Below are 14,477 nucleotides of genomic sequence, written 5' to 3'. Positions count from 1 at the left end.
CCCCCCGTGTTGCACTTCAGGCTTGAAACCGTCAGGGTTAGCGCCCGATTCCGCTCAAAAATCAGAGACTGACCAGCCGGATCGCCTTGCGCGAGCCATCGTTCATATCCTTGATCGCCTGCACCATCCGCGCCAGACATTCCGCTGCCTCGGTGGCCGCGGCCCGCGCCGGGTCGGCCAGATGCCCCACGGCAATATGAAACAGCAGCGGCTCGTCATCGGGCAGCTCGTGCGAGGGACGCAAGCCGCTGGCCAGGATCTTGGTGGCCACGTCGTTGGCGGACAGGGCGCTGATGGGCCCTTCAATCAGCAGCGCAAACTGGCTGTCGTCCACGCGCGCCACGGTGTCGGCCGGCCTGGCCACCGCACGGATGCGGGCCGCCGCCATCACCATGGCGCGGTCACCGGTTTCGCGGCCGTGCTCGCTTTGCAGCTTGGCCAGGTTGGTGAGGTTGATCACCAGCAACGCAAACGGCTGCTGGTAGCGCTCGGCCATGCCCAGCGCCTGGCGCAGCTTGGCAAACAGCGCTTTGGGCGAACTCAGACCGGTCAGCGGGTCGGTGGTGCGCAGGGCGGCGGCCCGCGTCGTGGGCTCGCGGCGCTGCGACGTCCGGCGGTGCAGGCCGTAAAAGTGGATGGGGGCGCCCACGGCCGAGCCGAGCATCAGGCTGTATTCCGTCAAAAAACCTGAGGAGATGGCACCCAGATTGCGCAGCAGCGGAAACAGGGTGGCCAGCAGCACCGGCAACAACCCCAACGCGATCCAGCGCGCATGGCGGTCGCCTTCAACCAGGGCCACGCCCACCACCACCAGCAACATCACCAGGCTGGCGCCCGCCAATGCATTGATGGTGGTAAAGCTTTCGGGCGAGGGCGAGACGGCATCGATGACGCCAACCGCCAGCAGCAGCCCCATCAGGGCGAGCACAAACCAGTCCAGTGCACGCGAAAAGCGCCTGGGCGGGGAAACGATGCGCACAAACCACATGGCCGCCGCGGCAGTGGCCATGGGCAGCAGAAAAACGCCCGCATTGTTCAGCTCCGGCCATTCGGGCCACCCGTACAGGCCCGCCAGGCCGGTAAAAGCGCCCTGCGTGCCGGCGTACAAGGCCATGTAGGCCGCGAAGCTGGCAAAGCCCCAGTCGCGGGAGGCCACGGCGTTGGCCAGCGCCAGCAAGGTCACCAGCGCCGCCAGCCCGAAGTAAATGCCCAGCAGCAGGTGGTCGGTCTGGTGCTGGGTGGTCAGCTGCGCCTCGCTCACCACGCGCGGCATCGCCGAGAACGGCACGCGGGCCTGGTGGATCTGCAGGTAGTAGCGCACCGGCTTGCCCACTTCATGCGAGAGCGAAAACACCGGGTAGCGCCCCGGCTGCGGCCAGCGGCTCATGCGCAGGCTGTCCCCGGCCTGCTGCTGCACCCACTGGCCCTGAGCATCGCGGAAATACAGCGTCACCAGGTCTATGCCCGGCAGCGGCAATATCAGCTTCCAGTGCAACTGCGGGTTTTGCACCTCGGCCTCAAAGCGCAGCCACAGCGCGCCGCCTTCAATCTGCTGGGGCTTGCGGCGATCCAGTGGTGAAAAATGCAGGTCGGACCGGCTTGCAATCGCGTCCAGGCCGAGCAGGCCGCTGGTGTCCAGAAAGTACTCCAGCGCAGGGTCCATGACGACCCGGTGGGCGTCCGAGTCCAGCGCCAGCAGCGTCGTCTTGGCCTGCGCCGGCGTGGCGAGCAGGATTGCGCACAGGACAAGCACGCCCAGCACCGCCTGCATGAAGGCGGCCACGTATCTCCTCCCTGTGGATTGACGGGTATTTCGCACGGGGTGATTGTGCAATAGCTCTTTCTTTTTCGGGCCTTCTTTTCGAGCGTTTCAGGCAGACAGGAGATTGGCGGTTTGTATCGAGGTGTGAACGGTTGGATGAGTGCCTGGTTTTTGAGGGATGTCTGACGACTGCCGTGCTTGATTGGCGCGGCGCACCTGCCTCCCGAATTCACTATCAAGTCAATAGCTGCTTGCGCAGTACCAGCAAGGGCTGGCAATCAATTTGACTGCATAAACCCCATCCCTCGAACCTGTCTTACTTCAGGCTTGATGCGGTGCTCGGCCTCCAGCTGGCTCAAGAACTCCTCGGCCGACAACTCGGTGGACAAAATGTCGACCTGCCGTTTCACCGCCGCAAAATCCCCGGGACACAACTGGTCGAGCAGCGCCAACCGCGCCGCGAGCGCAGGCGTGAGCCGGGCGGCCTCCCCGGCCAGCGCCTCCGTCACAAACATCTTCTCGCGCTGCTCGCGCGTGAGCGGCTTGAACCTGATCTTGAAGGTAAAGCGCCGCAGCGCCGCCTGGTCCAGGCTCTCCAGCAGGTTGGTGGTGCAGATGAAGATGCCGGCATGGCGCTCCATGCCCTGCAGCATTTCGTTGACCTCGGTCACCTCGTAGGTGCGCTGGGCACCGCGCCGGTCCTGCAAAAAGCTGTCGGCCTCGTCGAGCAGCAGCACGGCTTTCTCTAGCTCGGCCTCGCGGAACATGGCGGCCATGTTCTGCTCGGTCTCGCCGACGTACTTGCTCATCAGGTCGCTGGCCTGTTTGATGATCAGCGGCAGGTCCAGCGCCCGGGCAATGTGCTCGGCCAGCGCGGTCTTGCCGGTGCCCGGTGCGCCGTAAAAGCACAGCGTGCCGTGGCCGCGCGCCTTGAGGGCTTCAACGATGCGTGGCACTTCAAAGCGCGACTCGACGTTGAGCATGGCCAGGTCGTAGGTGGTCACGCTGCGCCGGCCACTGGAAGCGTCGACCTTGTTGCCCAGCGCCACATCGGCATTCTTGAGCTGGCGCTCGATCAGCGACTCCATCAGCGCCGGGGCTCCGCCGGCCAAAATGGCTTGCATGCCCTCGGCGTCGGCCTGGGCGCCCGGTGCGCTGGCCAACCGGGCAAACCGCACCGCCGTGCCAATCTGCGCGGGGGTCAGGCCCTTGCGCGCGGTGAGCCGGGCCACAAACGCCTCGCTGACCTGCACACCCTCCAGCGACTTGCGCACCACGCCTTCGCGCGCACCGGGCGGTGGTGAGCGCAGCTCCAGGTGGTAGGCAAAGCGGCGCCGGAAGGCCGGGTCAATCTGCTCGATGCGGTTGGTCACCCACAGCGTGGGCACGGTGTTGGACTCCAGCACCTGGTTGACCCAGGCCTTGCCGCTGACCGAGCTGTTCGCCGGCGCGGGCAATTGCTCGGAGCGCGCCATCAGCTGGGCGGCTTCGCTGGACAGCGGCGGGAACACATCTTCCACCTCGTCAAACAGCAGGGCCGAGTGAGCGCTGCCTTTCAAAAACACCTGAGCGATCTGCAGCGAACGGTAGCGGTCGCGCCCGCTCAGCGAGTTGCCGTCACGGTCGGCGTACTCGACTTCAAACAGGTCCAGGCCGGCGGCCTGCGCGACCACCTTGGCCAGCTCGGTCTTGCCGGTGCCGGGCGGGCCGTAGAGCAGCACATTGACACCCTGCTCCTGGCGGGTCACCGCATTGCGCAGCAGGCGGACCAGCACCTGCACGTCGTCCTGTACAAACGAAAAATCCGACAGACCCAGGCTGCTGCGCGCTGCGGGCCGGGTGAACACGGCCATCAGCTCGCTCTGGTCGCGGTACTCGCGCATCAGTACCGGCGGCAGCTTCTCGCTGACTTTCATCAGGTCGGCCAGGTCGGTGATGTTGTGCTCGGAGATCAGGTTTTCGACCATGCCAATACGCTCCAGCCGCGAGCCGGCACGCAGCGCCTCGGCCACCTCGGGCGCCTTGACACCGGCCACATCGGCAATGGCGGCGTAAGCCTCCGGTGCGTTGTTGACCTTGAACTCGACCAGCAGCGAGCGCAGGTCGCGCTGGTAGCGCGCCAGCGTGCCGTAGAGCAGCAAGGCGCGCTCGGCCTGGTTGAGCTGCAGCAGGTTGGCCAGCGCGTCGATGTTTTTCTCGACCAGCGTGGACTGCTTCTTGAGCGCGTGGGTCAGCCAGTCGCCCGTGGCGGCCAGCACCGAGAGCAAATCCTTGGGCTGGTCCTTGGCATGCTCGTCGAGGTAGAAAAACAGCGTGCCTTCCTCGTAGGGACCGCGCCAGGTACCGTGCCGGGTCATGAATTCGGCGTCGCTGAGCTCTTCATGCCCGCGCCAGAGCTCGTTGTCCTTGCAGCGGCGGCCCAGAAACTCGCGCAAGCGCTGCATGGCGGGCAAGGGCCACACCAGATGGCGGCCCGACAGGGAGAGCAGGCTGTTGAGGTCGCGCCGCACATTGAACTTGGCACCCTGCCGGGCGGCCAGCGTCAGCACGAAATGCGAGCACATCAAATCGAGCACCGGAGCCTCTTTCAAACCCGGCGACAGCAGCCACCGGCCTTGGTGATCACCGACCGAACGCTTGCTCATAGAGAAACCTCCAGCTTGCAAAAAACACCGCGGATGCAACCCTGTTCCCAGAACCTCCACCATAACGCAGCTTGAAGCATCATGGAAGACTCTAATTAAAAGAGGGCGCACGAATTGCGCTACAAAACCGCGGCTATTGGGTCCACAATCAGAGACCCCCCTGTTTTTTGGAACCGCGCCTGCGGGAAAATCATGCTCAGTCTTACCGATATCGAACAGGCCGCCCAGCGCCTGCAAGGCCATTTACTCGATACGCCCTGTGTGGCGTCCAAAACGCTGTCGCAAATTACCGGGGCGGAGATTTACCTGAAGTTTGAGAACCTGCAGTACACCGCCTCTTTCAAGGAGCGCGGCGCCTGCAACAAGCTCACGCTGCTCAGTGATGACGAAAAGCAGCGCGGCGTGATCGCCATGAGCGCCGGCAACCACGCCCAGGGCGTGGCCTACCACGCGCAGCGCCTGGGCCTGCGCGCCGTGATCGTGATGCCGCGCTTCACGCCGGGCGTGAAGGTGGAGCGCACGCGCGGCTTCGGTGCCGAAGTGGTGCTGCACGGCGACACGCTGGAGGAGGCACGCGCGCACGCCTACGCCCTGGCCGAGCAGCAGCGGCTGACCTTTGTACATCCCTATGACGACGAGGCCGTGGCCGCCGGTCAGGGCACGGTGGGGCTGGAGATGCTGCGGGCCGTGCCCGAGCTCGACACCCTGGTGATCGCGGTCGGCGGCGGCGGCCTGATCTCGGGCGTTGCAACGGCGGCCAAGGCGCTGAAGCCGGGCATCCAGGTCATCGGGGTGCAAACCTCACGCTTTCCCGCGATGTACAACGCCATCAAGCACACCCAGCTTCCACAGGGCACCAGCACCATCGCCGAAGGCATTGCGGTCGGCACGCCGGGCAAGATCACGCAGGCCATCATTGCGCAAAAGGTGGACGACCTGCTGCTGGTGGACGAAGGCGACATCGAGCAGGCCGTGCTGATGCTGCTCGAGATCGAGAAAACGCTGGTCGAAGGCGCCGGCGCGGTCGGGCTGGCAGCGCTGCTCAAATACCCCGAACGCTTTGCGGGCCAGAAAGTCGGGCTGGTGCTGTGCGGCGGCAACATCGATCCGATGCTGCTGGCCGCCATCATCGAACGCGGCATGGTGCGCGCCGGGCGACTGGCGCGCATCAAGGTCAGCGTACGCGACGTACCCGGCTCGCTGGCCCACATCACCGCCGCCGTGGCCGACGCGGGCGCCAACATTGACGAGGTGCACCACCAGCGCGCCTTCACGATGCTGTCGGCGCAAAACGTGGAGGTCGAGCTGGTCATCCAGACGCGCGGGCGCGACCACATCGAGCAGGTGCTGGCAGCCTTGCGGGCCGCCGGCTTCGAGGCCGAAGAACAGCACTGACCCGGCCCGGTGGGCCCGCCCAGGCGACCCCGCCCACCCGGCCGCGCAAACAGGTAAAATCGCACCAGTTTGAACGTATTCCAGGATTGAGGACTCACCATGTCATCCCCCGCCCAGCACACACCCGCCGACAGCCAGCAAGCCCCCGAAAGGGATGTGGTTGAGGATATCGTGCACGCCATGCCCGTGGTTTTGCCGGTGGTTGGTGGCGTCCTGATGTTCCTGCTGGCCTTCATTGCCGTGTTCATGGCCTGAAGCGCCCCCAAAAGCAGCTTCAAGACCTTCCCGTCCGCAACCGGCGGACGATTTCTTTCCCGCCCACCGCTTCGCAGCATGCGGCAATGGGTGCAGCCGGTGTCATGCGTTGCGACCTTTGCCAAACAGTAATCAAGACTTGTCGCTCTGTCGCACCGGCATGATGTGCACCGCCTGAGGGGGAATGCGCACGTAAAGCATCGCACCCGGCACCGCGCCGAGTTGCCGCAACAGCGCGGTTGACAGGTTGAGCGTCATCCGCTGCGCCGGCAACTGCGCGGGCACCAATGTGCACAGGCTGATTTCGCCCAGCGGCAGCACTTCCTGCAGCATGCAGACCACCTCATTGCCACCCTGCGCATGCGCTTGTCGCGAAATGTCGAGCAACTCGCCGGCCAGCACCCAGGACACATCGGCGCCGTCATCCAGCCGGCCTTTGTCGCTCACCTGCAGCGTCACGGGTGAAGTGGGCGTGCCGGCACGGCCCTGTTCCTCACAGCGCCAGACCAGATGGCCCACGCCCGGTTGCTCCCCTTCGTTGCTCTTGAAAAACTGCCCCTGAAAGTGGTTTTGAATGCCCACCAGCTCGGCCACGCGGGCGTTGCGCGGGCTGGCAAACACGCGCGCGGGCGGGCCGATCTGCAGGGACTCGCCGGCATCGAGAATCACCACGCGGTCGGCCAGGCGGCGCGCTTCGTTCAGGTCGTGCGTGACCAGCACCATGGGGATCGCCACGCTTTGCCGCAGCGCGGCCAGTTCGCGGTACAGCGTCTGACGCGTCGGCGCATCGACGGCTGAAAACGGCTCGTCGAGCAGCAGCACCTGCGGCTCGCGTGCCAGCGCACGCGCCAGCGCCACGCGTTGCTGCTGGCCGCCCGAGAGCTGCGCCGGGCGGCGCTGCTGCAGCCCGGCCAGTCCCATGCGCTCGAACAGTTCGTCAAAAAAGGCTGCAGGCCTGGCTCTTGTTTTCCTTGTGTTGGCTGCGGCGATAGCTACGTTTTCCATAGCGGACAGATGCGGAAACAGCGCGTAATGCTGGAACACCAGCCCGACGCGGCGCTGCTGCGGTGGCAGGCGGACGCCGCGGACGCTGTCAAACCAGAGGTCTGGCGCGGCGGTGCCCACACTGACGCGGCCTTGCAGCGCCGGGCTCTTCAGCAAGCCGGCGATGCCGCGCAGCACGCTGGTCTTGCCGCTGCCCGAGGGGCCGACCAGCGCCAGCAGTTCGCCGTTGGCGCAATCGAACTCGGCATTGAGCCGGATGGCGCCGTCGTTGTGAAGAGAGACCTGCAGCATGTGTGAGTGTTAGCGTTCCTGCAGCGGCCGCGCCTTGTCGGCAGCGAACACCAGCGCCAGCGCGACCAGCGAGCACAGCACCAGCGCCAGCGCCATCACGTGCGCGCCGGCCAGGTCAAAGGCCTGCACGCGGTCGTAAATCGCGATCGACAGGGTTTTGGTCTGGCCGGCAATGCTGCCACCGACCATCAGCACCACGCCAAACTCACCCAGCGTGTGCGCCATGGTCAGTGCCACGCCTGCCAGCAGGCCGGGCCAGGCCAGCGGCAGCTCGATTTTCCAGAAGGCGCGCCAGGGGCTCAGGCCGCAGACCCAGGCGGCTTCGCGCAGGCTGCCGGGAATGGCGGCAAACGCGCGCTGCAGGGGCTGCACCATGAAGGGCAGGTTGACCAGCACGCTGGCGAACAGCAAACCTTCGAAGCTGAAGACCAGCCGCAGATCTAGGTGACGGACCAGCCAGACGCCGAGTGGCGAGCCCTGGCCCCAGGTGACGAGCAGGTAAAAACCGATCACGGTGGGGGGCAGCAGCAGCGGCAGGGTCAGCAGCGCCTCGACCGCCGGCCGGCCGCGCCAGGGCGTAGTGGCCAGCCAGCGCGCCAGCCACACGCCCAGCGGCAACAGCAGCGCCGCCGTGCAGACAGCAAGGGTCAGGGAGACGCGGGCGGCTTGCCAATCCATAAGCCCCATTGTCGCAAAGGATGAGCAGCCGTCACGGTGGGTAGCGCTTGCACTGGGTTCCGGCACCCATTCAGGCCCTTTTTACAAGCCAAACAAGGCCTTTACCCTTATGAATAGGGCGCAAACAGCTATCAAATTAGCAGCAAATTAACTGTAGCCGTAACGGCTGAGCACCGCCCGGGCCGCCGGCGATTGCAGGAAGTCATAAAACGCCCGCGCGGCCGGGCTGGCGTTTTTGAGCAGCACCATGCGCTGGCGCACCGGCGCGTGCAGGCTCTCGGGCAGCAGCACATAGCGCACCCGGGCAGCCACCTCCGGCGCCAGTACCAGCGACAGGGCCGTCACACCGGCCTGCGCAGCGCCGGTGCTGACGTACTGGGTGGTTTGCGCAATGCTCTCGCCGAGCACCAGCTTGGGCTTCAGCGCACTCCACAGCCCCTGTTTTTGCAGCGCCTGCACGGCAGCACGGCCATAGGGCGCGAGTTCGGGGTTGGCGATGGCGAACTTGTCGATGCTGGCCAGGCCACGTTTGAGGCCCTCCAATTGCGCATCGAGCACCAGCGGTGAGCCACGGGGCACCAGCAGCACGATGCGCCCGGTGGCGTAGACCACACCACGGTCAGGCGTCAGGCCGGCATCGGCCAGGCGAAAGGCAAAGTCCTCATCGGCCGACAAGAACAGCTCGGCCGGCAGGCCCTGCTGGATTTGCCGCACCAGATTGGCCGAAGAGCCGATGTTGATGCTCACTTTGCCGGTTTGCTCGCGTTCAAACAGCGGCACCAGCTCGGTCAGCACTTGCTGCATATTGGCGGCAGCGGCCACCAGGGCAGGCTTGGCCGGCGGCGTGGCCTGGCCCAATGCCGGGCTGGCCAGCCCCAGCCAGAGGCCGGTCTGGCACAGCAGCCCCACAGCGCCCGCCAGCCAAATCCGGCGCCGGGCCGGGAGGGCTTGGCGATGATGACCAAGATTGGCGCGGCGGGTGAACGTCAATACAGATACAGATGAAAACATGGGTAAAAGAGCCTCATGGTGACGGAAATGGAGTAATCAGGGCGCATCAGGACACGGCGGTCAAAGCTCTTGAACCCCAAACATAGCACACGCATAACCCCATGCAAGTTTTGCATATCTTTTGCCAGTAACTGTCAGGTAACCATCGGTTGATGTTCTTAGAATTAGATTCCTTGGCCGACTCGTGGAACGAAAAAAGCACCCTACCGGCTGCTTTTTTGACATTTGCGCCGCAGCAGACCCCGCTGCAGCCCCGCTCGCCGACCGGGACGATCGAAGTGGTAGTGCCCGGGTCTTTTGCAGGCTGTTGTCAGGCCGGCGCCAGATCCGATTAAAGCGCCATTCCGATAAACGTCTCGCCGTCACAGTCATACCCCTGACCGTCACCCGACGTTTTTCGAAATAACGCTTTTTAACTTTGGAGTATTTCGATGAACCACCCCGCGATGCAGGGACTTGCACTGAACACGCCCAGCTACGTCAAGAACGCGAAACTGATCGCCTGGGTCGCCGACATGGTGGCCTTGTGCAAGCCTGACCACATTCACTGGTGCGACGGCAGCGATGCCGAGTACCAGCGCCTGTGCCAGCATCTGGTTGACGCCGGCACCTTCACCAAGCTCAACGAAGCCAAGCGCCCAAACAGCTTCCTGGCTTGTTCCGACCCGAGCGACGTGGCGCGCGTGGAAGACCGCACCTACATCTGCTCGGCCAACAAGGAAAACGCCGGCCCGACCAACAACTGGATGGCGCCCGCCGAGATGCGCGCCACGCTGCAGCCCTTGTTTGATGGCTGCATGAAGGGCCGCACGATGTACGTTGTGCCCTTCAGCATGGGCCCGCTGGGCTCGCCCATCGCACACATCGGCATCGAACTGTCGGACAGCCCCTATGTGGCCGTCAACATGAAGATCATGACCCGCATGGGCAAGCCGGTGTTTGACGTACTGGGCGTCAATGGCGACTTCGTGCCCTGCGTGCACACCGTGGGCGCGCCCCTGGCCGCTGGCCAGAAAGACGTGAAGTGGCCCTGCAACAAGACCAAGTACATCGTGCACTACCCCGAGACGCGCGAGATCTGGTCCTACGGCTCCGGCTACGGCGGCAACGCCCTGCTGGGCAAGAAATGCTTTGCGCTGCGCATTGCCTCCAATATGGGACGTGACGAAGGCTGGCTCGCCGAACACATGTTGATCCTGGGCGTGACCAACCCCCAGGGCAAGAAATACCATGTGGCCGCGGCCTTCCCGTCGGCCTGCGGCAAGACCAATTTCTCCATGCTGGTGCCGCCCGCCGGCTTTGACGGCTGGAAAGTCACCACCATTGGCGACGACATCGCCTGGATCAAGCCCGCGGCAGACGGCAAGCTCTACGCCATCAACCCCGAAGCCGGCTACTTCGGCGTGGCGCCCGGCACCAATATGCTGACCAACCCGAACTGCATGCGCAGCCTGCACCGCGACACCATTTTCACCAACGTCGCGCTGACCGACGACGGCGATGTGTGGTGGGAAGGCATGGAGCAGGACGCGCCCGGCAAGGCGCTGCCGGCCCACCTGATCGACTGGCAAGGCAAGGACTGGACGCCGCAGATCGCCAAAGAAACCGGCGCCAAGGCCGCGCACCCTAACTCGCGCTTTACCGTGGCCGCCACTAACAACCCGGCGCTCGACAGCGCCTGGGACGACCCGAAAGGCGTGGCGATCGACGCCTTCATCTTCGGCGGCCGCCGCTCCACCACCGTGCCGCTGGTGACCGAAGCGCGCAACTGGGTCGAAGGCGTCTACATGGCCGCCACCATGGGCTCAGAGACGACAGCAGCCGCGACCGGCCAGGCCGGCGTGGTGCGCCGCGACCCGTTCGCGATGCTGCCGTTTACCGGCTACAACATGAGCGACTACTTCCAGCACTGGCTGGATCTGGGTAAAAAGCTCGCCAGCTCCGGCGCCCAACTGCCAAAAATCTACACCACCAACTGGTTCCGCAAGGGTGCGGACGGCAAGTTCGTCTGGCCCGGCTACGGCGAAAACATGCGCGTGCTCAAGTGGATGATTGACCGCATCGAAGGCCAGGCCAGCGGTGTGGAGCACATCACCGGCGTGAGCCCGCGCTACGAAGAACTCAACTGGACCGGCCTGAACTTCAGCGCCGAGCAGTTCAACACCGTAACCAGCATCGACAAAGCGGCCTGGCTGAAAGAGCTGGAACTGCACGCCGAACTGTTCAAGCAACTCGAGCATCACCTGCCAAAAGAGCTGTCGGAGACCAAGGCGGCGATTGAAAAGCGCCTGGCGGCCTAGAGGGATATCGCCCCCACGCTCGTCACTGCGTGTACTTCGCTGCCCCCCGAGGGGGCTGTGCTTGCTTGGGGCGGCCCTGCGCTGCGCACGGGCCTCTGCGCTTACCACTTCCGCGTACTGCGCTGGACGCACCGCTGCGAGATGCAGCGGCTCTTTCGTACAGGCGCAAAAAAGCCACCTCACGGGTGGCTTTTTTCATGGTGGTCGGCTTGACTGGCGCCGCCCGCCCACCAAAGGCTTCGAGCCTTAGCGTGGAGGCTAGATGTAATTGCGCTGGTAGGCGCGCAATAGGGAGCTGCCAAGCTTGACGGTGCGCTCTGCCGGGCCAGGCGCAGGTGCGGCGGCCGTTGCCGTTGCGACGGTATCAGGCTGCGCGGCTTCGGCACGCAGCTTGGCCGCTTGCAGTTCGGCCATCAGGCGCGGGTCGGCTTTGGCGGCTTCCCAGGTGCGCACGTCGGCGCGGGCTTCGGCCAGGCTGCGTGACCAGCTGTCCAGACCCGCCTTCAGGCTGGCGGCCAGCTTGCGGGCAGTGCCGGCAAACAGGCCCAGGGTGGCAAAGGCCACGGCCCACAGGGCGACCCAGATCACCAGCAGATGGCCCTCGGCCACGCTGTCCATCACCTGGTAGGCAACCACCATCAAGGCGGCAACCATGGCGGCCAATAACAGGGCGGCCAGGCCGCGCGTTCCGCTGAAACCACGACGCAGCTGCTGTGCGGCATCGATCGCCGACTCAACACGTGCAACGCCGGGGTGCTGTGTGGAATGTTCAATGTTGATGAAGCTGCTCATGATGGTTCCCTTTGTGTCTTCCCGCCGGCTCAATTGCCGGCGGGTAAGGAAATATTAGGGTAATCACTAATGCCGTTCAACTTTATCTTTATGATGTAAGTCATTCACAATAGTGATAATTAAGGGTTTAAAGCCATCCCATGTCATGAATCTGCCCAATTTCCGGACCCTGGACCTCAATCTGCTGCGGGTGTTTGACGAGGTCATGGCCGAACGCAGCCTGACGCGGGCGGCGCGCAACCTGTCGCTGACCCAGCCGGCCGTGAGCAACGCCTTGCGCCGCCTGCGCGAAACACTGGGCGACGAGCTGGTGCGGCGCAGCGGCCAGGGCATGGCGCCCACGCCGCGCGCACTGGCCATCTGGCCCGCTGTGCGCGAGGCCTTGCGCCAGCTGCAGGAGTCGCTGATCCCCAATGTGTTTGTACCGGCCGAGGCCAACACCACCTTTGTGCTGGCCATGGCCGACGCGACGGCGGCCGAGCTGATGCCGGGGCTGATTGACATTCTGGAGCGCGAGGCGCCGGGCATCTCGATGCGCGTGGTGCCGCTGACCACACGCGACCCGCGGCGGCTGCTGGACGAGGAGGCCTGCGACCTGGCGGTCGGGTACTTCCCCTCGGTGCTGGCCGACCTGACGGCCAGAGCTCAAAGCGGCGAACCCATGTCGTTCCTGCACCAGCGGCTGTATGACGGCGAGTACGTGTGCGTCATGCGCAAAGACCACCCGCTGGCCACCGGCCCCTTCACACTCAACCGCTTTTGCGCCGCGCGCCACATGCTGGTGAGCTTCTCGGGCCGGCCCTATGGATTCATTGACGAGTCACTGGCATCGCTGGGGCGCGAGCGTCATGTGGTGCTGACGGTCAACCAGTTTTTCACGGCCGGCCGGGTGGTGGCCAACTCCAACCTGCTCACGGTGCTGCCTCGCCATTTTGTGCGGGTGACCGGCATCGCCGAGCAACTGGTGCTGCGGCCCCTGCCGTTTGAGGTGTCGATGGTGCATGTGGATGCGGTGTGGCACCGCCGTTCGCAGCAGCGCAGCGCGCATATGTGGCTGCGCCAGGCGGTCGTGCGCGCGGCCGACAAGGCATTCTCGGGCTGATTAGTACTGCACCCCAATTAAACCGCGCATAGTCAGCTATATTATTTATAGCAAAAGAAGCACCCAGAGTCAGCCATCCGGCATTCAACCGCGTGACGTTCAGCGGTCAGGGCATGTTTTTTGCGTACGGCTTTGCACACCAACCGTATGCAGGAGCCCGCCATGCCTCACCTCACGTTCCCGACACTGTCGACGGCCCGCCTGCCGCGCCGCACTGCACTTAAAGTGCTGGCCGCCGGCGCGGCAACCGTTGCCTTGCCCGCGCGGGCCGCCTGGCCCGACAAACCCATCAAGATCGTGGTGACCTTTCCGGCGGGCGGCGCCAGCGACATCGTGGCCCGGGTCATGGCCGAGCAGCTGGGCAAAAAACTCGGCCAGACGGTCGTGGTGGACAACCGGCCCGGCGCCGGTGGCAGCGTGGGCGGGCTGGTGGTCACGCAGGCCCCCGCCGATGGCTACACACTGATGCTGAGCAATTCCACGCCCATATCGATCGGGCCCTTTGCGCTGGAGAAACAGCCCTATGACCCGGTAGAAGGCTTTACGCACATTGCGCTGATCGGCAACGCCCCTTGCGTGGTGATGGCCAACCCGGCCGCCCCCATCAAGACCATCACCGACTTGGAGGCGCAGGCGCGCAAGGCGGGCCGTCTCGACTTTGGCTCCGGTGGCCCGGCCTCGATTGGCCACATTTACGGTGAGCTGATGAAGAAAGCCATGGGCGTGAACCTGGTGCATATTCCCTACCGGGGCGGGGCGCCCATGACGACTGACCTGATCTCCGGCGTGATTCCGGTCGGCATTGATGTACTGACCGCCTTTGTGCCCTATTTCAAGAGCGGCCAGCTGGTGCCGCTGGCCGTGACCTCGGCCAACCGCTCGCCCCTGGTGCCCGATGTGCCCAGTGTGGTCGAGTTTGGTTACCGCAAGCTGGTGCTGGACAACTTTTTCGGCCTGAGCGGGCCGGCGCACCTGCCCGCCGATGTCGCGCTCCGGCTCAACACCGCGTGCAACGAGATCCTGGCGAGCAGCGACATCAAAAAGAAAATGCTGGACCTGGGGATTTCCACCAGCCCCGTCAGCACTGCGGCGTTCACGGGCTTCGTCAAGGAGCAGGTGTCCGTACTGGCCCCGGCCGTGAAAGGCGCGGGCGTCAGGCTTTAGAGCCTGGCAGGGACTGTGCACCCCACACCATCGCTGGGGTAGCAGCGGGAAGCCACCGGCCAAGCTTCCTGCACAAT

11 protein-coding genes are annotated in these 14,477 nt (G+C 64.7%); 5 read left to right on the top strand and 6 right to left on the bottom strand.

Annotated elements, in window-relative coordinates; genetic code table 11:
• Positions 1-61: 61 nt before the first annotated feature.
• Both V6M61_RS16160 and V6M61_RS16155 read right to left on the bottom strand, forming a co-directional pair.
• On the bottom strand, positions 62-1,819 hold the full coding sequence (locus V6M61_RS16160) for a sensor domain-containing diguanylate cyclase (protein WP_332777606.1): 1,758 nt from the start codon (positions 1,817-1,819) through the stop codon (positions 62-64).
• Positions 1,820-2,040: 221 nt separating this feature from the next.
• The gene (locus tag V6M61_RS16155; protein ID WP_332777605.1) at positions 2,041-4,407 is read right to left on the bottom strand and encodes an ATP-binding protein; all 2,367 of its coding nucleotides are present in this window, start codon (positions 4,405-4,407) and stop codon (positions 2,041-2,043) included.
• Between the two features lie 192 nt (positions 4,408-4,599).
• Here V6M61_RS16155 and V6M61_RS16150 point away from each other — a divergent pair, with 192 nt between their 5' ends.
• Both V6M61_RS16150 and V6M61_RS16145 read left to right on the top strand, forming a co-directional pair.
• Positions 4,600-5,802 carry a threonine ammonia-lyase gene (locus V6M61_RS16150; protein WP_332777604.1) on the top strand — a complete coding sequence of 401 codons (1,203 nt, stop codon included), beginning with the start codon at positions 4,600-4,602 and terminating at the stop codon, positions 5,800-5,802.
• Between the two features lie 99 nt (positions 5,803-5,901).
• Positions 5,902-6,057, top strand: a complete 156-nt coding sequence (locus tag V6M61_RS16145; protein WP_332777603.1) for a hypothetical protein — start codon at positions 5,902-5,904, stop codon at positions 6,055-6,057.
• Between the two features lie 132 nt (positions 6,058-6,189).
• On the opposite strand, the gene V6M61_RS16140 is transcribed toward V6M61_RS16145, so the two are convergent.
• From V6M61_RS16140 to modA, 3 genes are all read right to left on the bottom strand, one after another.
• Positions 6,190-7,353, bottom strand: a complete 1,164-nt coding sequence (locus tag V6M61_RS16140; protein ID WP_332777602.1) for an ABC transporter ATP-binding protein — start codon at positions 7,351-7,353, stop codon at positions 6,190-6,192.
• A gap of 9 nt (positions 7,354-7,362) precedes the next feature.
• Positions 7,363-8,031 (bottom strand): molybdate ABC transporter permease subunit, encoded by a 669-nt coding sequence (gene modB / locus V6M61_RS16135; RefSeq protein WP_332777601.1) that lies wholly within the window; start codon positions 8,029-8,031, stop codon positions 7,363-7,365.
• Between the two features lie 147 nt (positions 8,032-8,178).
• Entirely contained in the window at positions 8,179-9,042 is an 864-nt protein-coding gene (gene modA, locus V6M61_RS16130; RefSeq protein ID WP_332777600.1) for a molybdate ABC transporter substrate-binding protein, read from the bottom strand.
• 431 nt (positions 9,043-9,473) lie between these two features.
• Here modA and V6M61_RS16125 point away from each other — a divergent pair, with 431 nt between their 5' ends.
• Positions 9,474-11,342 (top strand): phosphoenolpyruvate carboxykinase (GTP), encoded by a 1,869-nt coding sequence (locus tag V6M61_RS16125; RefSeq protein ID WP_332777599.1) that lies wholly within the window; start codon positions 9,474-9,476, stop codon positions 11,340-11,342.
• A 258-nt stretch (positions 11,343-11,600) separates the two neighbouring features.
• On the opposite strand, the gene V6M61_RS16120 is transcribed toward V6M61_RS16125, so the two are convergent.
• Positions 11,601-12,134, bottom strand: coding sequence for a hypothetical protein (locus V6M61_RS16120; protein ID WP_332777598.1), 534 nt, complete (start codon positions 12,132-12,134; stop codon positions 11,601-11,603).
• A 145-nt stretch (positions 12,135-12,279) separates the two neighbouring features.
• On the opposite strand from V6M61_RS16120, the gene V6M61_RS16115 reads away from it, so the two are divergent.
• Together V6M61_RS16115 and V6M61_RS16110 are read left to right on the top strand one after the other, a co-directional pair.
• On the top strand, positions 12,280-13,236 hold the full coding sequence (locus V6M61_RS16115; RefSeq protein WP_332777597.1) for a LysR family transcriptional regulator: 957 nt from the start codon (positions 12,280-12,282) through the stop codon (positions 13,234-13,236).
• A 162-nt stretch (positions 13,237-13,398) separates the two neighbouring features.
• Positions 13,399-14,400 (top strand): Bug family tripartite tricarboxylate transporter substrate binding protein, encoded by a 1,002-nt coding sequence (locus V6M61_RS16110; protein ID WP_332777596.1) that lies wholly within the window; start codon positions 13,399-13,401, stop codon positions 14,398-14,400.
• The last annotated feature ends 77 nt before the right edge of the window (positions 14,401-14,477 follow it).

Origin of the sequence: Polaromonas sp., from assembly GCF_036676035.1 — a bacterium.
In the GTDB taxonomy this organism is placed as follows: Bacteria; Pseudomonadota; Gammaproteobacteria; order Burkholderiales; family Burkholderiaceae_C; genus Polaromonas.
The sequence above is the reverse complement of the archived record's forward strand: the minus strand, read 5'-3'. Positions and strand labels throughout refer to the sequence as shown.

Excerpts from the sequence above, each read along its gene's own strand:
- V6M61_RS16120 (WP_332777598.1), bottom strand. The coding sequence starts at position 12,134 with ATGAGCAGCTTCATCAACATTGAACATTCCACACAGCACCCCGGCGTT.
- modB (WP_332777601.1), bottom strand. The coding sequence starts at position 8,031 with ATGGATTGGCAAGCCGCCCGCGTCTCCCTGACCCTTGCTGTCTGCACG.
- V6M61_RS16125 (WP_332777599.1), top strand. The coding sequence starts at position 9,474 with ATGAACCACCCCGCGATGCAGGGACTTGCACTGAACACGCCCAGCTAC.
- V6M61_RS16150 (WP_332777604.1), top strand. The coding sequence starts at position 4,600 with ATGCTCAGTCTTACCGATATCGAACAGGCCGCCCAGCGCCTGCAAGGC.
- V6M61_RS16155 (WP_332777605.1), bottom strand. The coding sequence starts at position 4,407 with ATGAGCAAGCGTTCGGTCGGTGATCACCAAGGCCGGTGGCTGCTGTCG.
- modA (WP_332777600.1), bottom strand. The coding sequence starts at position 9,042 with ATGTTTTCATCTGTATCTGTATTGACGTTCACCCGCCGCGCCAATCTT.
- V6M61_RS16145 (WP_332777603.1), top strand. The coding sequence starts at position 5,902 with ATGTCATCCCCCGCCCAGCACACACCCGCCGACAGCCAGCAAGCCCCC.
- V6M61_RS16110 (WP_332777596.1), top strand. The coding sequence starts at position 13,399 with ATGCCTCACCTCACGTTCCCGACACTGTCGACGGCCCGCCTGCCGCGC.
- V6M61_RS16115 (WP_332777597.1), top strand. The coding sequence starts at position 12,280 with ATGAATCTGCCCAATTTCCGGACCCTGGACCTCAATCTGCTGCGGGTG.
- V6M61_RS16140 (WP_332777602.1), bottom strand. The coding sequence starts at position 7,353 with ATGCTGCAGGTCTCTCTTCACAACGACGGCGCCATCCGGCTCAATGCC.